The sequence below is a fragment of the Akkermansia massiliensis genome (genome assembly GCF_023516715.1).
GTDB classification, from domain to species: domain Bacteria; phylum Verrucomicrobiota; class Verrucomicrobiia; order Verrucomicrobiales; family Akkermansiaceae; genus Akkermansia; species Akkermansia massiliensis.
Map to the genome: position 1 here is coordinate 80267 of NZ_JAMGSI010000002.1, position 20132 is coordinate 100398.

Annotated in this window: 10 protein-coding genes, 2 tRNA genes and 3 rRNA genes; 7 read left to right on the forward strand and 8 right to left on the reverse strand. The window is 57.5% G+C overall.

Annotated elements, in window-relative coordinates; genetic code table 11:
* The first annotated feature begins 118 nt into the window (after positions 1–118).
* Positions 119–1987, forward strand: coding sequence for an OPT family oligopeptide transporter (locus M8N44_RS08080; RefSeq protein ID WP_180975178.1), 1869 nt, complete (start codon positions 119–121; stop codon positions 1985–1987).
* Between the two features lie 70 nt (positions 1988–2057).
* Here the strand turns inward: M8N44_RS08080 and M8N44_RS08085 are convergent, their stop codons facing one another.
* From M8N44_RS08085 to M8N44_RS08110, 6 genes are all read right to left on the reverse strand, one after another.
* Positions 2058–4616 carry an alpha-N-acetylglucosaminidase gene (locus tag M8N44_RS08085; RefSeq protein ID WP_102728365.1) on the reverse strand — a complete coding sequence of 853 codons (2559 nt, stop codon included), beginning with the start codon at positions 4614–4616 and terminating at the stop codon, positions 2058–2060.
* Between the two features lie 255 nt (positions 4617–4871).
* Positions 4872–4987, reverse strand: a 5S ribosomal RNA gene (gene rrf / locus M8N44_RS08090).
* Positions 4988–5224: 237 nt separating this feature from the next.
* A 23S ribosomal RNA gene (locus M8N44_RS08095) occupies positions 5225–8060 on the reverse strand.
* Positions 8061–8270: 210 nt separating this feature from the next.
* Positions 8271–8347 (reverse strand) — tRNA-Ile (locus M8N44_RS08100).
* 82 nt (positions 8348–8429) lie between these two features.
* Positions 8430–8505, reverse strand: a tRNA-Ala gene (locus M8N44_RS08105).
* A 170-nt stretch (positions 8506–8675) separates the two neighbouring features.
* Positions 8676–10187: ribosomal RNA gene (locus tag M8N44_RS08110) — 16S ribosomal RNA — on the reverse strand.
* The 16S, 23S and 5S rRNA genes sit together here with 2 tRNA genes alongside, the layout of an rRNA operon.
* Positions 10188–11172: 985 nt before the next feature.
* Here M8N44_RS08110 and M8N44_RS08115 point away from each other — a divergent pair.
* Together M8N44_RS08115 and aroB are read left to right on the forward strand one after the other, a co-directional pair.
* Complete coding sequence (locus tag M8N44_RS08115; RefSeq protein ID WP_146020123.1) at positions 11173–11643, forward strand: hypothetical protein; 471 nt, start codon at positions 11173–11175, stop codon at positions 11641–11643.
* Positions 11644–11718: 75 nt separating this feature from the next.
* Positions 11719–12831 carry a 3-dehydroquinate synthase gene (gene aroB, locus M8N44_RS08120; protein WP_022398102.1) on the forward strand — a complete coding sequence of 371 codons (1113 nt, stop codon included), beginning with the start codon at positions 11719–11721 and terminating at the stop codon, positions 12829–12831.
* 280 nt (positions 12832–13111) lie between these two features.
* Here the strand turns inward: aroB and M8N44_RS08125 are convergent, their stop codons facing one another.
* The gene (locus M8N44_RS08125) at positions 13112–13534 is read right to left on the reverse strand and encodes a hypothetical protein (protein WP_022398103.1); all 423 of its coding nucleotides are present in this window, start codon (positions 13532–13534) and stop codon (positions 13112–13114) included.
* A gap of 370 nt (positions 13535–13904) precedes the next feature.
* Between M8N44_RS08125 and M8N44_RS08130 the strand changes: the two genes are divergently transcribed.
* From M8N44_RS08130 to M8N44_RS08145, 4 genes are all read left to right on the forward strand, one after another.
* On the forward strand, positions 13905–15110 hold the full coding sequence (locus M8N44_RS08130; RefSeq protein WP_180971644.1) for a Gfo/Idh/MocA family protein: 1206 nt from the start codon (positions 13905–13907) through the stop codon (positions 15108–15110).
* A gap of 32 nt (positions 15111–15142) precedes the next feature.
* Complete coding sequence (locus M8N44_RS08135; RefSeq protein ID WP_102728701.1) at positions 15143–15847, forward strand: cytochrome c3 family protein; 705 nt, start codon at positions 15143–15145, stop codon at positions 15845–15847.
* A gap of 102 nt (positions 15848–15949) precedes the next feature.
* Complete coding sequence (locus tag M8N44_RS08140; RefSeq protein WP_102728700.1) at positions 15950–16528, forward strand: DUF6714 family protein; 579 nt, start codon at positions 15950–15952, stop codon at positions 16526–16528.
* Positions 16529–16605: 77 nt separating this feature from the next.
* On the forward strand, positions 16606–19575 hold the full coding sequence (locus M8N44_RS08145) for a 4Fe-4S dicluster domain-containing protein (RefSeq protein ID WP_102728699.1): 2970 nt from the start codon (positions 16606–16608) through the stop codon (positions 19573–19575).
* Positions 19576–19679: 104 nt separating this feature from the next.
* Here M8N44_RS08145 and M8N44_RS08150 read toward each other — a convergent pair whose 3' ends face one another.
* Complete coding sequence (locus tag M8N44_RS08150) at positions 19680–20123, reverse strand: hypothetical protein (protein ID WP_102721285.1); 444 nt, start codon at positions 20121–20123, stop codon at positions 19680–19682.
* Between the last annotated feature and the right edge of the window lie 9 nt (positions 20124–20132).

Here is a 20132-nt window from a genome sequence, read left to right on the forward strand (position 1 = left end):
GTTCATTAAACCACGGGCTCCACGGGCAGGCAAGCCCCAAGCGGGGGGCGTTCCGGAGGAAAGGAAAAGGCAGATACGGCTTTTCCACCGCGCCCGCACATGCTATGTTCCGGCCCGTATGGCACCAACGGAATCCCAGTCTTCCCCCGCTCCTCTCTCCTGCCTGGAAAAGCCGCTGCCCCTGGACGGCTTCCGGGGCACGCCGGATGAAATCGAACAGCAATGGTATGACCGTGTCTACCTGGGCTCCGGAGACAGAATGAAGCAGCTTACCTGGAGAGCCGTCATCGTAGGAATGCTCCTCGGCTCCATCCTCTCCCTCACCAACCTGTACGCCAACCTTAAGATGGGATGGTCCTTCGGGGTGGCCCTGACGGCGGGCATCATCTCCTTTGCCCTGTGGAACGCCTTCGTGCGCCTGGGCATCTCCAAATCCCCCATGACCATTCTGGAAAACACGTGCATGCAGTCCGCCGCCAGCTCCGCGGGCTACTCCACGGGAGGCACGCTCACCTCCGCCGTGGCCGCCCTGCTCCTGCTGACGGGGCAGCACATGCCGCTGGGCGTCACCTTCGCCTGGATATTCTTCATTGCCGTGCTGGGCGTCACGATGGCCATTCCGATGAAGCGCCAGATGATCAACATTGAGCAAATCAGGTTTCCGGACAGCATCGCCACGGCGGAAACCCTCAAGGTGCTCTATTCAGAAGGCAAAAAGGCGGCTGGACAGGCCAAAGCGCTCCTTTACTCCGCCCTCTTCGCCTCCGCCAACGCCATCGCCATGGCGGCGGGAGGGGAACAATGGCTGGGCGCCGCCCAGCAGCAAATCCTGGGCAACTGGTACCAGCGCACCATTTTCTTCAAATGGGACCTCATGTTCGTGGGCGCGGGCGCGCTGGTAGGCATGAAAACTTCCCTCAGCCTCTTCATCGGGGGCACGGTCTGCTGGGCGCTTTACGTACCGTGGCTGGAAAGCCAGGGACTGCTTCCCGCGGGAGCGGGCTACCGGGATAGCGTAGGCTGGACCCTGTGGGGAGGAACCGCCTGCATGGTCGTCGCCAGCATCGTGGCCTTCCTGTTCCAATGGAAAAGCATCGCCCGCTCCTTCTCCTCCCTGGGCGCCATGTTTTCCCTGACCAAAAGGCGTGAGCTGACGGACGTGGAAAAAATAGAAACGCCCATGAGCTGGTTCCTGGCAGGGCAGCTCGTCTCCCTGGCGGCCCTCGGCTACCTGGCCCATGTCACCTTTGACGTTCCGTACTGGATGAGCTGCATTGCAGTAGTCATCTCCTTCTTCCTGGCGCTGGTCGTCTGCCGGATCACCGGGGAGGCCAACATCACGCCCACCGGAGCCATGGGGAAAGTCACGCAGCTCATCTTCGGCGGAATCGCGCCGGGACACGTGACGGCCAACCTGATGGCGGCCAACATCACCTCCGGAGCCTCCAGTTCTTCGGCAGACCTGCTCGTGGACCTCAAGGTGGGCTACCTGCTGGGGGCCAATCCCCGCAAGCAATTCATCGCCCAGTTTTCCGGAATCTTCCTGGGAACCCTCGTCTCCGTGCTGGCCTTCCGCTCCATGGTCCCAGACGTGGACGCGCTTCAGGCCTTCAATGCTCCTGGAGCCAGAACATGGGCGGCCACGGCGGAAGCGCTGGGCATGGGCTTCAGCCACCTGCACAGCATCAAGGTTCTCTCCATCATCGCGGGCGGCATCCTCGGCCTCATTCTGGTGCTTGTCCCCCGCTACCTTCCCGCCGCGGGAAAATGGCTCCCCACCCCCATCGGCTTCGGGCTGGCCTGGGCCATCCAGTGGAACGACTCCTTCCTCTTCTTTGCAGGGGCCGTGCTCGGCTGGGCCGCGGACCGCTTTTTCAAGGCCAAATCCAAGGAATATAAAATCCCCACCGCCTCCGGCATCATTGCCGGCGCGGCCCTGACGGGCATGGCCATCCTGATGTTCAGCATTTACCAGGCGGCACGCTAAATACCTTGACGGACTCCGGCTCTCCGGAAAAAAGCATATTCCGAAGGTCCAGCCCAGGGCCGATGGCGCGTCAGCGGGCTTTCTTCTTCAACGTCATTTCCCCCTTGGAATCTCCTGGGGAAACGCCGCTCACCTCCGCCTTCAGGATATAGGAATCCAGGTTGGTGCGGTACTTCTTCAGATCAAGCCTGTAGGAATTATCCTTATTCTCCACGCCGGTCCAGCCTTCATGGTTATCTGCGGCCACCTCCCTGTTCCCCTCGTACAACTTGACGGAATGAATCTTCAGGGCGCTGGGGCCGTTCTTCCACTGGAAGGTGGCGGTGTACGTGCCTGGTCCGGTTACCTGGTCCGTCACGTTAAATTGCAGCGGGGATCCCTGCTGGAGGTCCCACGGAGTTCCCGTGGAATGTCTTTCTTCCGCGCTCAGGGCGTCCAGCATTTCCCGGTGGGCATTCATCACGCGGTTGGCGACGGCCAGAGCATCCCCGGACGACTTCGTGGAATACACCTTTCCATTTCCGGCAAAGGCCAATTCCTCCCGGACCGTCTTATCCATGAAGGCGGCCTGGGCGGCGGCACGGTCCTTCTTTCCAGTCAGCACATCCAGCTGGGATTCAAAAAAATTCTTCCAGCGGGGCAGATAAAAATCGGCCACAAGCCCGGCCCACTGGCGGTTGGAATAATCATTCAGCGCGCGGGGAGCCTGGTCAATCCACGTGGTAATAAGCATCTTGGCGGACTTGTCCATCAAGGCCTTCTCCTGCCGGGTGCTCCCCCAATCCAGCGCCTTCTTCTGCCAGGTTCCCAGCAGGAACTGGCTGTCCGTCGCCAGGAGGGCGTCCATATCCGAAACCAGGGACAGGAAAAGCTTCACCTGCTTCCTGTAGGCAGGTACGTCTCCGGCGTCAAAAGCGCTCCTGACCCGCTGGAGCTGGTAAAAAGCGGCGTCCGCGAGCGCCTGGCGGACGACATCCACCAAATCATAGCGGAAGGTCTCCTCCTTCACCAGGGACGGCTGGTCATTGGCCGCCTTCAAATAACCGCGGGCCGCTTTAACGATGTCGCCCAAATGGTAATACCTCTCTCCGCTGGACCACGTGGAGGCCTTGCGGACGTCCCAGGACGGACGGGCGCAGATAATGGACTCCGTACACCCCTCCTGCGAACGGGCGGGATTGTAAATGGAGGAAGACAGGATTTCCAAAGCCCGCACAACCGCTGCCGGAGCGGCGCCGTAACGCTGGCGCGCATACTTCCTTAGCCAGTCCCGGACGGGAATATCCTCCGCCGTCCATAAACGGTCGCTGAAGAGGGCGTAATGCAGGGGATTCGTTTCCAGCCCTTCGGACAAGGTGCCCATTCCCACCAGGCCCTTATCCCTGTAGCCGGCCAAATCACTCCCCAGCCGGGACAGAAGGGGAACCCCTCCGTATAGTCCCGTATTGCCGCCGAAGTTGGCCAGCTCGCACCAGACCCAGGGAATGCCGTCAAAAGTCCTCAAATTCTTCCCACCGTCAGCCATGTCCTTGGTGAGCTGCAGCACAAGAGCATGCTTCGGGTCCGTACCGGCCAGCAGCTCGCGGGAAGGATTGCCTCCCCAGGCCTGGATCACCCAGGAAGAACCCGGTGAAGCCTTCTGCATGGCGCCCTGCACCGCCTGTGCCGCGCGCGTCACGTTAATGTCGCCCTTGCAGCCGCCTTCATGGAACAAATCCCCGCCGAACATCTTTCCGGAAATGCCGTATACCTTGCGGAGAGCCTTGTACCAGTCCGCGGACAGCTTCGGAAAAGCCTCGCAAGTGGGGTCCACAACCCATGGCCTTTTGAAATTGACCCATTCCCCCTGCGGGATAAGCTTCAGGCCCTTCATCCGCACGTTCTCCGCAAAATCCGCAGGCACAAACCCCACATAACCCTGAAGCACGGGCGTCATGCCCAGCTGCTCCATGCGGGATACGATGCGCCTCCCCAGCTGCGCCATCCTGTCAATCTGCTGCTGGGTCAGCGGTCCTCCGTGTCCTTCCAGGTTGCCCATATTCCACCAGGCGGCAAAAGCGGGATTGGGGATGAAGCGGAGAGCCTTTTCACGGGGATATCCCAAGCCAATGAGGAAATCCTCCCAGGTCTTCTCCAGGCCTGCCGTCACCAGCGCGTGCGTAAACCCGCTCAGAGCCAGAAAATCAATCTCGCGCTGCCAGCGGTTCCAGTCCCAGAAAGCCGCCGTATAGGACAGCGTGCAGTAATTATACGCAAAAACGGTATTCCACGGGGACTCAATCGTGACAGGGGTGGACGGAGCAGGCAGGGGTGAGGGAAGCGTCAGGCGGTCTCCGTTCCATGAAAAATGCACCTTGGCAATATTTTTCAGATACCATCCGTACCCCGCTACCAGACGGCGCACGTCAGATGCTTCCACCCGGATGCCACCAGGAGCGCCAGAAATAGTAATCTTGTTGCCCATGGCCGGATTCAAGCGGAACGACACGGCGCCTTTTGCAGATGGAGTCACACGAGCCACCACGCTTTCAGCGGCCGCTACGGGAGACATTTCCGCGGCAGAGACGCAAACAAGCGGGGACATGACCGTTCCCAGAACCGAACCGACTGCAAAAGCATGTGAAAGCATAGCACCAACTATACATGCAAAATCCGCGGCGTCTTTCAAGGAGTAATGCAATGGCGGGAAAAGCTGGATAGCCCCCCTATTAATTTTCTACCGAAGAGCTTGGAGGAAGCAAAGGCGCGACGGCTCGGACAGGCGGCATGTACCAAATATTCCTTTTAGCAAAGTATAGGAAGAGAAGGAGATTCAAGATCGCGCCATCAAGAAAACGAACAAGCCCCGCCAGTTGAGGAACTGGCGGGGCCTGATGAAAAAAAATCCCGGCGGCGACCTACTCTTGCGGGACCTATCGTCCGACTACCATTGGCGCGGCAGCGTTTCACTTCCGGGTTCGGAACGGGACCGGGTGGGACCACTGCGCTCTGGCCACCGGGCTTCAGGGGGAAGAGTTTTTCATTTTCTTCATCCTGCCTGCCCGGGAGCCCTTGGGGGGGCTTTGAGGGGGATTTTTTAAGGGTTGTTGTGTGTGTGGCTAAGAAGATTTCCTCTCGTTACGAGGGGAAGGAATCAGCGTAAACTGACATCTGCGTGGCTGGTGGTGTTACTTTTAAACATACATCCAATGAACAAGACAACAGCAAGTTGTTATTCACGAACGGGAGTGATGTAATATGATGAAGTCTATTGGTGATTAGTATCGCTTGGCTCAATACATTGCTGCACTTACACCTGCGACCTATCAACGTGGTGGTCTTCCACGAACCTATAGGGAAAACTCATCTTGGGATGGGCTTGGCGCTTAGATGCTTTCAGCGCTTATCCCGTCCGCACTTAGCTACTCGGCCATGCACTTGACAGTACAACCGATGCACCAGTGGTGCGTCAGACCCGGTCCTCTCGTACTAAGGTCTGAACCCCTCAATTTTCCAACGCCCACAGAGGATAGAGGACCGAACTGTCTCGCGACGTTCTGAACCCAGCTCGCGTGCCGCTTTAACCGGCGAACAGCCGGACCCTTGGGACCTTCTCCAGCCCCAGGATGCGACGAGCCGACATCGAGGTGCCAAACCACGCCGTCGATATGAACTCTTGGGCGTGATCAGCCTGTTATCCCTAAGGTACCTTTTATCCGTTGAGCGACGGCAATTCCACTTTCTACCGCCGGATCACTTGGGCCTGCTTTCGCATCTGCTCGACTTGTTGGTCTCACAGTTAGGCGGGCTTATGCCCATGCACTCGACACCCGGTTGCCAACCGGGCTGAGCCCACCTTCGCGCTCCTCCGTTACTCTTTGGGAGGATACCGCCCCAGTAAAACTGACCGGCTGACACGGTCCTCTGGCCGGATTCACGGCTCAGGGTTAGATCCTCCAGTTTCAAAGGGTGGTGTCTCATTGATGACTCCGACGCCCCCTAAAGGGCGTCTTCAGCGTCTCCCACTTACTCTGAGCATTAAAACCGAAGAAACAATGACAGCTTACAGTTAAGGTCTATAGGGTCTTTCCGTCCTTCTGCGGGTAGGCGGCATCTTCACCGCCACTACAATTTCACTGAGCGCCTGGTTGAGACAGTGCCCAACTCGTTTCACGATTCGTGCAGGTCGGAACTTACCCGACAAGGAATTTCGCTACCTTAGGACCGTTATAGTTACGGCCGACATTCACCGGGACTTGGGTTCAGAGCTTCGCCTTGCGGCTAACCCCTTGCCTTAATCTTTCGGCATTGGTCACGTGTCACACCCTATACTTCGACTTGCGTCTTTGCAGAGTGCTGTGTTTTTGATAAACAGTCGGTTGGGCCATTTCTCTGCGGCCTGCATCGCTGCAGGCACCCCTTCTTCCGAAGTTACGGGGCTAATTTGCCGAGTTCCTTAACCAGGTTTCACTCTTACGCCTTGGTATATTCTACCCACCCACCTGTGTCGGTTTGCGGTACGGGTCGCTTAGCATACGCTGGGGCTTTTCTTGGCACTCGATCCAATGATGCGCTGAGTCCGTGGACTCAACTCGGAATTCAATAACCTAGTCATCTTTTCTCATGCGTCCCCCCAGTTTAAGGGTCGCGAGCTCAGGATTATTAACCTGATATCCATCGCCTACGCCTCTCGGCCTCGGCTTAGGTCCCGGCTAACCCAGGGACGAAACACGTTGCCCTGGAAACCTCGGGTTTACGGCGGCCGGGGATTTCACCCGGCTTTACGTTACTCATGTCTGCATACTCACTTGCATGTGCTCCAGGGTCAGTCGCCATCACCCTTCAACGCGCATGCAACGCTCTTCTACCACTCTACCGTAAGGTAAAGTCCAGAGCTTCGGTATAACGCTTGATCGCCAATCATTTTCGGCGCAGGATCACTCGATGAGTAAGCTATTACGCATTTTTTAAATGGTGGCTGCTTCTAAGCCAACATCCTCACTGTCTGTGTAATCCCACATCCTTTCCACTGAGCGTTATTTAGGCACCTTAGCTGCTGGTCTGGGTTGTTTCCCTCTCGACAATGAAGCTTATCCCCCACTGTCTCACTGCCACGTTCCATTGCACGGTATTCGGAGTTTGATAAGGTTTGGTAAGCGGGTGTGCCCCCTAGCCTTGTCAGTGCTCTACCCCCGCGCATCAGCACGTGACGCTGCACCTAAATGCATTTCGAAGAGAACCAGCTATCACGGGGTTTGATTAGCCTTTCACTCCTACCCTCAGCTCATCAGAGAACTTTTCAACGTTCACCTGTTCGGTCCTCCACATGGTTTTACCCATGCTTCAACCTGGCCAAGGGTAGGTCACCTCCGCTTCGGGTCCAGTACCTGCGACTTAATTCGCCCTATTCGGACTTGCTTTCGCTGCGACTCCGGGCCGGAAGCCCTTAGTCTTGCCACAAACACTGACTCGCAGACTCATTAAACAAAAGGCACGCCATCGCAGATTGCTCTGCTCTGACACTTTGTAGACATACGGTTTCAGGTTCTATTTCACTCCGCTCACAGCGGTTCTTTTCACCTTTCCCTCGCGGTACTTGTTCACTATCGGTCGCCAACTAGTATTTAGCCTTGCGCGGTGGTCCGCGCTGATTCATACATCGTTCCACGTGTGATGTATTACTCAGGATTCCACTAATTCCCACGCTGGATTTCGTCTACAGGGCTTTCACCTTCTACGGCCAGCCTTTCCAGGCTGTTCTACTATCCAGTATGGTCGAATATCTCGTGGTCCTACAACCCCGAAGGAGTACCTTCGGTTTGGGCTCCATCCGCTTTCGCTCGCCACTACTTACGGAATCGATTTCTCTTTCTTTTCCTCCGCTTACTGAGATGTTTCACTTCAGCGGGTTTCGCGTTTCATACCCTATGTATTCAGGTATGAACGATCGAGTATTGCCTCGATCAGGTTACCCCATTCGGATACCCCCGGATCATCGCTTGCTTGCAGCTTCCCGAGGATTTTCGCAGCTTGCCGCGTCCTTCTTCGCCTGTTGGCACCAAGGCATTCACCGTACGCCCTTACTTACTTCATCATATTGCAAAAGTTTTTTACCACTTCCACAATACCACAAAGCCCTTTCGTGACTTACTGTATTGTCTTATTTCTTGGTATGCATGTTTTAAATTGTGTATTGTAGTTGTTTTTCAACTACCCACTTTGTTGGAAAGCAATTGCTTCTCAGCAATTGTTTTCTTTGCCACGCAGATGTCAATTTTCGCTTTCCCTCAATAATCGATTTTTTTGGTGGGCCTGACAGGACTTGAACCTGTGACCCCGCGCTTATCAAGCGCGTGCTCTAACCAACTGAGCTACAGGCCCGGCTTTGGGTCTCTGAGAGACAGTTACCAAATACTAAAGTTTAGTTACTAAAGTTTTCCGGCTCCCGCCTTCTTACCGAAACTGGTGGAGGCACGGGGACTCGAACCCCGGACATCCAGCTTGCAAAGCTGGCGCTCTACCAACTGAGCTATACCCCCAGTTGCGGTTCTTTTTGAAAAAAGGTCGTCACGCACGTCGTGCCTAGTTTCGCTCCAAGCGAACTGGCTGTTTACACATCTTTGGTTCGTTGCGGGCCCTCGCGGGTTCCGCTCTCTCTTCCCTCGGGAAGAGATCCGACCTGTGCATTTTTCATGCACTTTCTCCATAGAAAGGAGGTGATCCAGCCGCAGGTTCCCCTACGGCTACCTTGTTACGACTTCATCCCAGTTACCAGTCTCACCTTAGGACCCTGCCTCCTTGCGGTTGGCTTCAGATACTTCGGGTGCGACCGGCTTCCATGATGTGACGGGCGGTGTGTACAAGACCCGGGAACGTATTCACGGCGCCGTAGCTGATGCGCCATTACTAGCGATTCCGGCTTCGTGTAGGCGGGTTGCAGCCTACAGTCCGAACTGGGCCCAGTTTTTAGGATTTCCTCCGCCTCGCGGCTTCGGCCCCCTCTGTACTGGGCATTGTAGTACGTGTGCAGCCCTGGGCATAAGGGCCATACTGACCTGACGTCGTCCCCACCTTCCTCCCAGTTGATCTGGGCAGTCTCGCCAGAGTCCCCACCTTTACGTGCTGGTAACTGGCAACAGGGGTTGCGCTCGTTGCTGGACTTAACCAAACATCTCACGACACGAGCTGACGACGGCCATGCAGCACCTGTGTAACGCCTCCGAAGAGTCGCATGCTTTCACATGTTGTTCATTACATGTCAAGCCCAGGTAAGGTTCTTCGCGTTGCATCGAATTAAGCCACATACTCCACCGCTTGTGCGGGTCCCCGTCAATTTCTTTGAGTTTTAATCTTGCGACCGTACTCCCCAGGCGGCACGCTTAACGCGTTAGCTCCGGCACGCAGGGGGTCGATTCCCCGCACACCAAGCGTGCACCGTTTACTGCCAGGACTACAGGGGTATCTAATCCCTTTCGCTCCCCTGGCCTTCGTGCCTCAGCGTCAGTTAATGTCCAGGAACCCGCCTTCGCCACGAGTGTTCCTCTCGATATCTACGCATTTCACTGCTACACCGAGAATTCCGGTTCCCCCTCCATTACTCTAGTCTCGCAGTATCATGTGCAGTCCGGGGGTTGAGCCCCCGCCTTTCACACACGACTTACGAAACCGCCTACGCACGCTTTACGCCCAGTGATTCCGAACAACGCTTGAGACCTCTGTATTACCGCGGCTGCTGGCACAGAGTTAGCCGTCTCTTCCTCTTGTGGTACTATCTTTTTAATTTGCTCCCACATGACAGGGGTTTACAATCCGAAGACCTTCATTCCCCCACGCGGCGTCGCACCATCAGGGTTTCCTCCATTGTGAATGATTCTCGACTGCTGCCACCCGTAGTTGTCTGGACCGTGTCTCAGTTCCAGTGTGGCCGGACATCCTCTCAGACCGGCTACCCGTCATCGCCTTGGTGAGCCGTTACCTCCCCAACTAACTAATAGGACGCGAGCCCATCCCCAAGCGCATTGCTGCTTTAATCTTGCGATTTTATGCGGTATTAATCCCAGTTTCCCGGTGCTATCCCACTCTTGGGGGCAGGTTACTCACGTGTTACTCACCCGTGCGCCACTAGAGAATTATTAGCAAGCTAGCAATTCTCTCGTTCGACTTGCATGTCTTATCCACGCCGCCAGCGTTCGTTCTGAGCCAGAATCAAACTCTCCATCAAATATAATTTTTGAAATTGCTGGACCAAATGGAATCTTTCGATTTCATCTGCGCCATGCTTCAGTCAGCTCTTCCCTCAAGTTGTGTCTCTTGAAGTCCTCTTCGCTCTGCCAAGCACGGCGCGCGTCACGACCTTTTTTCTTTCCCCTTGCTTCTACCAATCCGCCCCTCTCGGAGCTAGGTCGCTCCTTTGGGTTTTTTCTCCCTCACACGTCTCTCGACGCATTCGGGAAAACCCTCGGCGGGTTCGGTAGTCATTCCCTTGAAATCTTCTTATCGGCCCCTTTAATGAGGCTCTTCCGGGTGGCCGGCCCCGGCTTCATTCAGGCCCTCTTTCGAGTCCCTCCTGCCGCCGGGCTTTTCATCCCGTCGCCGTGTTGGCGTGCCGAGAAGTCTACCATTTTCACCTCCCTTGTCAATTTTTTTCGAGTCGTTTTTTGTGAGAGTCTTTCACCCATTTTATCACGTCCATTCATAACTTCCAATTTATAAAATAGTTAGGCTTTTGTCATACTCCCCCTTCTTCGTGCCATTTTTTTGAACATTTTCTTTTCAGATGGCGCAGCAGTCTTCCCAAAGGTCCAGGAGCCCTTCCCTTTGCCGGCGAGAACGAGAGGGGGGGTTCTTCCTTTTTACGATATCGGCGCCCCGGAGAAAAGAAGGAGGGAAGAAGGGCTGGCCGAGCGAGGAGTTTCAACAGCTCAAGGGGGAAGAGGTTTTCTTTTTTCCTTTTACAAGGGCCGACGGCTCGCCTTCTTTGCCGATACCTTTATTTCTATCCCTTACTTTCTTTTTCTCCAAGGCCACGCACGGACGGAGATTCTTTTTTCCGCGACCTGTCTCACTTAACCCTTCCCATGAACAATCCCCGCCTGAATTTTGTCTAATCGCGCATGAAGAATCAGGAAATCCACTTGCCAACGCCCGACCCCGAGCATCCTTATGGAGGAGGGAACGGACGTTACCGTTTTCCGGATATCAACGGCATGAATTTGCTGGGGGATAACGTTTCCCTTCCACCCATCGTGCCTAAAAGCTTCCATATCATGCTGACCGTTTTTCATCCGGAAACCCTGTACAGCATGAAGAAGTGGCTTCCGTTCTGCGAAGACCTCCGCAAGCAGTACAAGCATACGCCCACCCCGGTGGAGTACAATATTCTGCTGGTCCTGCAGCCGCCTCCCATTGAGGGGGACGTTCCCGCCTTTACACAGGCCCTGGGGGATATTCCGGATTTCTACATGAAGACCAATTCCCTTATTTCCTATTACGACCAGGCTTTCGTGCGCCGCAGGCTTTCCCTCCACAAGAAGGCGGAGACCGCGATTGTACTGCTGGACGGCAACGGCAATATCATCTGGAAGGATGACGGCGGCTTTACGCCTGCACGCGCGGAACATTTAAAGGTTATTCTGGAAACCCTTTCCCCGCTGGCGCCTAAGACAAGGACGCATTAGAGGCGGATTGCATCTTCTTTGCCTCCTTCGCACTTTCCGTTTGAGCTTCCTTCCGGAATGCCTCATACTGGCCCCATGCCTACCATTTCTCTTGCTCTCGGGGAACGTTCCTACGATATCCACGTGGAAAACGGCGCGCTGGACCGCGTGGGTGAGTTTGCCTACCGCGCCGGACTGGACGGCAAGATTGCGATTATTACGGATACCTGCGTAGCCCCGCTTTATGCGGAACGCGTGATGAAGTCCCTGGAGAGCGCTGGGTTCATGCCCAGCCTGCATGTGGTGGATGCCGGAGAAGCGTCCAAGAATATGCTGCAGGCCCAGGAACTGTGTTCCGAGCTGGTACGGGCGGGCATTGACCGCACCGGGTGCATTGCCGCCCTGGGCGGCGGCGTGGTGGGAGACCTGGCCGGCTTCGTAGCTTCCATTTATTACCGCGGCATTCCTTTCATGCAGATTCCTACGACGGTAGTCGCCCAGGTGGACAGTTCCGTAGGGGGCAAGACTGCCGTCAATATTCCGGAAGGGAAAAACCTGGCAGGCGCGTTCCATCAGCCGGCCGTTGTCGTGATCGACCCCACCACACTGGTGACCCTGGACCGCCGCACGCTGGCGGAAGGCCTGGCGGAAGCCGCCAAGCACGCGGCCATCCGGGATGCTTCCATGCTCCATGAATTGAAAGGCCTGGGACCGGAGCTTTCCATCGGCTTTTCCCTGAATACCATCGCCAAACTCCCCGATCTAATTGCCCGGAACGTGGCGATCAAGGCCCGCATCGTGGAGAATGATGAATTGGAAACACTGGATATCCGCGCCCTGCTCAATTTCGGCCATACCATCGGCCACGGCATTGAAGCCGCTGTTCCCTACGGCACCATCCTGCACGGGGAAGCCGTGGCGCTCGGCATGCGCGCCGCCCTGTTCCTGAGCGAACGGAAAGCCGGGTTGAGCTCTTCCGACGCCAAGAAGATTCTTTGCACCCTCCAGGCTCTGGAACTTCCCCTGGTTCTCCCGGATGACATTGATACGGAAACGGTTCTCAAGAAGACAGCGTCCGACAAGAAGTTCCGGGCCGGAACCATCCGCTTCGTTCTGCTTTCCAAGGCGGGGGAAGCAGGCATTTCCAAGAAGATTACGCGGGAAGATATGGCGGAAGCCATTGAAGAATTGCGCCGCCCCCTGCCCTGAGCTTCCTTTTTACGGCGTTGCCCCATCAGCCGGGCAAAAAAATTCCGGAGAACGGAAGGGGAGCATCTTTCCGCTCCTTTTCCTCCAGCATGTTTTTCCAGCAGGAGAAAGATTCAGAGTGTTTCCCTGAACCGCAGAAAAACCGTCCCCTCCGGAACAGCCTGGAAGCCGGGACATTTATTTTCCGTATCCGGCGCCCGAAAAGCAACGCCTCTCCCTTCCCGGAAGAACGGGATGGGAAAGGCGCAGAAACAGTCCATCGTTTCCCGGCACGGGGAATTTACTTTTTCGGCTCGTCCGGGGTAGGTTCAAAGCCATCCACGTCCAGAGGCACGCTGCCCGTGTATTCCCCGGCGTCAAACTGGATGCCCTTCAAGGCGTCTTCCAGGGACAGGGAGCCATAGCATTCCCGGCTGGCCAGACGGAGCAGTTCATTCATGATGTTCACGCTTTCTTGATGGGGAATGTCCTTGGGAAGGGCCACGGCCAGCTCCTTCACCTCCGCCGCATGGGCGTTTGCCGTAGCCTGGTCCTGAATAAGAAGGAGAACGGCCAGGATTTTTTCTCCCGGCGTTTTGGGAACGGCCTGTTCGCTGGCGGCAGAGGCATCCGGGGATTGATCCTGTTTTTTGCCGCCGTCACAGGAAACAAGGGCAAATGCCGCCAAAACCGCTGTAAAAGGAATGAGATTTTGCTTCATCATGATGATTGGTTGGAAAGCCGGAGGCCTCATTGGATTTATCATGAACACTGGGGATTCCGGAGTCAAATCAGTTTTTTACTCTCACGAAATGTTTTTTCAGACAAAATATTCCGCAGCGTGCGCTTTGCTTTCTGAACAGGGGGAGTAGCCCTGTTCAACCTAATAGCCAGAATATAGTGCATTCATTGGTTCCCTCAGTAGACGCAATTTCCGGAAACGGAGGTTGCGTCTACTTTTTGCGTCACCATTTCAATACAGCGTTTGATTCCATGGGCTGACGCCGTATAATTCCGCTGAGATGGGTTACCCTATTTGGAACAGACGCCGTTTTTTGAGAACCGCCGCTGGAACGGCCGGGTTCCTGGCAGCCATGCCCTGTCTGAACGCCGCGGAAGCCCTGACGGACGCAAGACCGCTCAAGGTGGGCCTGGTAGGCTGCGGAGGCCGCGGCCTGGGCGCCATGAAGAACGCGCTGGACGCCGACCCCGGAACGGTAGTCTGGGCGCTGGCGGACGTGTTTCGGGAACGGATTGATTTCGGCTCCAATTTGCTGACGGAACAGTACGGCAGCCGCGTCCAGCTGGACAAGAGCCGCCTGTTCGACGGCCTGGACGGTTACAAGAAGCTGCTTCAAACGGATATTGACGTGGTGCTGCTCTGCACGCCTCCCGCCTTCCGTCCGGAGCATCTGGCGGCGGCCATTGACGCCGGCAAGCACATTTATGCGGAGAAGCCCGTGGCGGTGGACGTTCCCGGCGTGCTTTCCGTGCTGGAGTCCGCGCGTCTGGCAAAGCTTAAAAATCTGGTGATTCTGGACGGGTTCTGCTGGCGCTATGACAAGGCGAATGAGGAAGCCCACCGCAAGCTTTCCTCCGGAGAACTGGGACGCGTGCTTTCCTTTGACGGGCTGTATTACACCACGCCCCCCAAATCCCCGCTGGCTCTGGATTCCCGCCCTTCCTCGGATACGGACGTGGCGTGGGCCCTCCGCAACTGGACCGCCTGGAACTGGCTGAGCGGCGGCCAGTTCGTGGAACAGATCGTCCACACGATCGACGGCATGGTATGGTCCATGAACGAGCAGCTTCCGCTGGCGGCCTTCGGCTCCGGAGGACGCGCCCAGCGCCGGGACGACGGCGACGTGTGGGACCATTACGACGTTTATTTCGAGTACGACCACAACGTGGCCGCCCACATTTCATGCAGGCAGTGGGTAGGCTGCCACGGGGAGATCGTGGACCGGACGGTTTGTGAAAAAGGGATGCTGGTCACCCCGTACCGCCCCCATATCCAGGCGGATAAGCGCTGGCGTTTCCGCGGGGAACGGGGCAATATGTACGCGGACACGCACGTGGCCTTTTACCGTTTCCTCCGCTCCGGAACCTGGAAACAAACGCTGGAAAGCGCGGCCAATAAAACGCTGGTCGCCATCATGGGGCGTGAAGCGGCCCATACCGGGCAGCGCATCACCTGGGAACAGATTAAGAAGAGCGCCACGCGGCTGGTGCCTGAAGACCTGACGATGGATACGCCTCTGCCTCCCGCCCGCATTCCGCGGCCGGGCAGAGCGGCCTGACGGCGGGTCCCGCCTTTTCTCTCTACCGGACCATGGCCAACATCTTTCCACCCAATACCAACAGGCGCTTTTACGGAGGCGTCGCGCTGATTGCGCTCGCCGCCGCGCTGGCGCTGGGTGGGGTGTATTACGTCAATTTCCAGATTCCGGAGTATGAACCCGTGCAGCCGGTGCGTTTTTCCCACAAGCTCCACGCCGGAGACCTGAAGATGAGCTGCACGGCCTGCCACAGCGCCGCCCAGCGCTCTCCCAGGGCCGGCATTCCGGATACGAAGTCCTGCCTGGGCTGCCACCAGCATATTCTCCCGGACAGCCCGCTCATCGCTCCGCTGCGAGCGGCGGCGGACCCCCAATTTCCCGGCTATACGGGGGAACCGGTCCGCTGGGTCATGGTCAACCGCCTGTCCGGCCATGCCTATTTCAACCACATGGCCCACCTGAACCGCGGCATCGGCTGCACTTCCTGCCATGGGGACGTGGCAGGCATGGAACGCATCAGCGCTCCGCGCGATGCCCGCATGCAGTGGTGCCTGGACTGCCACCGCGACCCCGCCCCGCACCTGCGCCCGCTGGAGGAGACGGCCAGCTCCCATTATTCCGCCGCGGATTACCTTCGCACGCATTCCATCCGGGACGGGGAGGGAAACCGCATCCAAACTCCGCTTCAATTGGGAGATTTCCTGAAACACCAGTGGAAGATTCAGCCAAGAATGGACTGCACCGCCTGCCACCATTGACCACCGGGCGCAGGCCGGCTCCCGGCAAACATGCCTTTCCAGTCATCATACCTTCCATTTTCGCGATAGATGAATGCCGGACCGTTACTGTATGATGAAGTTATGGAATTGGACCTCGGCATTGTTTACTCCTGCCCTCCGGAAGAAGCGGTCCCGCATATTCTGGCTTATTTTCAGCAGGAATTTTCCAACCCCTTCCCCGCCCCCAAACCTGTTTCGCATGAAGAAGAACTTCTCCTGGAACAAATAGATTCCGCCTTTGACGGCGTCATTCTGGAAGACGGCATCGGCCTGATGACGACGGAACTCATCGACATGTACGCCCCCAGGGAAACCTGTGACGCCATCGGTCCCTGTGAAGAGCGGACCGACTGGCGCCGCATCACCCCTTCCATGATCCGGGCATGCCGGGACGCCCTGGTTTTTACCGATCCAAAGGGATACCGTTTTCTCCTGCCGGCATGGCTGACGCTGGACCTCCGCGGCCAGCTTGAAACCTGCGACGCCATGGACTACCTTCCCCTCGTTCCGGAAAATTGCGGGGATTATGAATCCAGGGCCATCCTGCTGAACGATCCCCAGCTTGAGGCCGTAATGAATTACATTGGATACCGTCAAAAAAAGGACGGATGCCCTTTTTCCACGGACTTCCGCTGCCCTGAAGATGGGTGCAGCCGGTAATCACCGCTTGATTTCACCTTCCGGATTGCCTAAAACAAGCCGTTCCCATTTCCCGTTAATCCACATCATCCTCCGGTTTGACTCCCCTTCCCCCATTTCACCAGAATGAAGCTCCCCAGGGCCACCCCGCTTTTCTTCCGGAAGAAGAGCGGGAAATGACACGGCGCTCCTTCATGAAATGGATGGGCGCGGGCGCAGTCCTGGTGGGGGTGGGGCTTCCGGCCTGCCGCCGTGTGGAAAAATACCTGGTTCCCTATAATGAAGGACCGGAATGGTCCGTGCCCGGCGTGGAAACGGCTTACGCCACCTGCCTGGCCATGGGCGGGAGCGCGCTGCCCGTGCTGGCCGCCTGTTATGAAGGGCGTCCCGTCAAGCTGCTTCCCTCCCTGCAATATCCGGAAGGCCCGGGCTTGCCGGCCACGGCCCAGGCTTCCATTCTGGACCTTTACGACCCAGGCCGCAGCAAGCATATCCTCTTTAACGGCAAGCCGGCTTCCGGGGACGAATTCCGCGGAGCCTTTTCCTCCTGGTCCCGCAACCTGCGGGACGGCGGCCATATCGGCATCCTTCTTCCCGCCACGGATTCTCCCCTGATGCACTCCATGCTGGAGGAAATCGGCAGGAAAAACCCCGGCGTGCGGATTTACCGCTATTCTCCCGTTCCCACGCCGGGCTCCGGCATGCAGGCAGGCTTGCCGCAGAAGGCCCGCTTCCGCGTGCGTTTCGCACGCGCCAAACGCATCCTTGCCCTGGATTGCGATTTCCTTCATGAGAATCCCTACGGCAATACGCGTGATTTCATTGCCGCCCGTTCCCCGGAGGGCCTCCATTACAAGGAAGAAAACCGGAACCGCACGCGCCTTTACGCCGTGGAGGGCCGCGTTTCCCTGACCGGAGCCCATGCCGACCACAGGCTGCCCGTTTCCCCCGCGCGCCTGGCGGTCTTTCTGGAGGAATTGTTCCGCTATCTCTCCGGTAAAAAAACCTCCCTTCAGACGCTAGAGCCTCCCCGGCAGACGGACCGCTCCCTGACGGAAAGGGAATTCACCTGGCTCCGCCACTGCGCGGACGATTTATCCAGCCATCCCGGAGAAAGCGTGGTCCTGCTGGGGGACAATCATCCGGAACTGTCCGCAAGCGTCTGGAAGCTCAACCTCCTTCTCGGCTCTATCGGAACGTGCGTCCAGTTGTTGAAGGCTCCGTCCACGCCGCCCCACGGAACGCTGGAGGATTTCATCCGGGATATCCGGAAGAAAGAGGTGGATATCGCCTTCCTGCTGGATTCGGGAAATCCCGTGCTGGATTCCGGGCACGGCTCCGCACTGGCGGAAGCCCTGAACGGAACGGAGAGCATTCATCTGGGGATGTATGAGGATGAAACCTCACGCGCCTGCCGATGGCATTTGCCGGCGGCCCATTTTCTGGAATCATGGGGAGTGGAACGGGACTGCCGCGGCAGATTCTGCTACCGCCAGCCCGTCATTCTTCCCCTGTACGGGGGCATTTCTGCGGAAGAAGTGCTTTCCGGGCTGCTTTCCACCAAGGGACACCTCATCACGGCGGACAATTCGCCCACGCACCTTTCCCCCGTTTACCACCGGGCGCGCAAATGTTTTGAACGCGCCGTGAATCCGGAAAACAAGACTGCGGCCTGGACACAGGCGCTCCAGCACGGCTATTCGGAAGAAACGGCTTATCCCCCCCTGTCCCCGCAGGAAGAAACAGCCCTCGGAACCGCCATGGAGCAAGCGCCCGTTGCTCCCTCCGGCAACGGCGGAAGCGGATTGGAAAACGGCCTGCTGGAACTGCAATTCTGCCCGGATTATTCCATCGGGGACGGCCGCTGGAAGCGCAACGCCTGGATGCAGGAATGCCCGGACCCCGTAACGGGCGTCAGCTGGGCGGCGTCCGCACAGGTTTCCCCCGCCACCTTCCGGCGGCTGGGAGGCGTGGATTCCGGGCCGATGCTCTGCACTCTGACCGTCCCCGGCGGACGGATGGAAGCCATCCTTTGCCCCATTCCCGGAGTGGCGGAGAATCTGATGGTTCTTCCCCTGGGGTATGGCGGCATGAACCACGTAGCGGAGAGGCAGGAGAATTCCGACGGTTATGCATTCCGCAGTCAGGTGAAAAAAACGGCAGGCTGTGGAATTTCCCCGGAACAGGCCGCCCTGCGCGCCCTTCCGGAACGTACGGAAGCTGTTCAAAGCCCCGTCGTGCAGCCCTCCCCCTTCGCCCTTCAGTCCGGCGCCTCTCCGGCTCCGTTCACGCCGTCCGGCGCGGAGGGCGTGTACCAATGGAGGATGGCGATCGACACGTCCCGCTGCATCGGCTGCAATGCCTGCGTGATCGCCTGCCGGGCGGAAAATAACATTCCCGTGGTGGGCCGTGACCAGATGGCGAAGGGACGCGCGCTGGACTGGATTCGCATTGACCGGTATTTCACGGAGGCAGGGGCACTCACCGCCATTCCCGTGGCCTGCCAGCAGTGCGGCAAGGCCCCGTGCGAGTCCGTGTGCCCCGTGAACGCCACCGTCCATACCACGGAGGGCCTGAACGCCATGGTATATGCCCGGTGCTGGGGTACCCGGTACTGCGCCACCAACTGCCCGTACAAGGCGCGCCGCTTCAACTTTTTTGATTATGCCAAGGCCTCCGGGGAAGCCACGCGCCTCCAGCGCAATCCGAACGTGACCGTCCGCTCCCGCGGCGTCATGGAAAAATGCACCTACTGCGTCCAGATGGTGGAACGCGCCAAAATCAGGCACAAATCCCGCCTGATGAAGGAACACCCGGGCCAGCCCTCCACTTCCATCCACGTGACGGAGAAAGACCTGCTCCTGCCGGACGGCGCGGCGCAAACAGCCTGCCAGCTCGCCTGCCCTATGGGCGCCATCACCTTCGGCAACGTGCTGGACCCCGCCGCCGCCGTCTCCCGCGCCAAATCCCTGCCGCGCCACAGGAGCCTTCTTTCCTCCCTGGGCACGGACCCCGGAACGGGATACCTGGCCCCGGCCGGGAATCCCAACCCCGCCATGGAAGCATGAAATCCCGCCGGAAGACTTGTTAAAGACGCCTTTCCCACCAAAGAATAAGGCCGCTCCTTTCAGGGAGCGGCCCTACCAGTCAAAGGTCTTTACAAGCTGATCATTTAGTCTTCCACAATTTGTTCCACGGTCGTAATCGTTTCCACCACTTCAATGTTGGCGGCGTCAGCGAAATTGTTCACCGCCTTGAGCAGGGCGGGCGTCATGAGCTTGTCCTTCTGAATGCGTTCGCAATTTTCCAGCATGTCCACGATGGTATCCTGGGCATCTCCGTTCAGTTTGGTGATCCGGATGGCCTGTTCGGAAGTGAGCTTCATTTTTTCCATGGCCTTGTCCAATTGCTTGGCCTGCTGGGTCAGGGCATTGAGCTGCTTGATGGCGATTTCAACCGCCGCATTGTCCTTCACGTCGTCCAGAACCTTGTTGGCGGACGAAATCAGGTCGACATTCTGCTTAACCATCTGCACGGGATCGGCAGCGTTCTGAGCAAGAGCGGAGGCGGAGCATACGATGGCCACCACGGGGAGTATTTGGTACGTTTGAATCATTGTTTTATC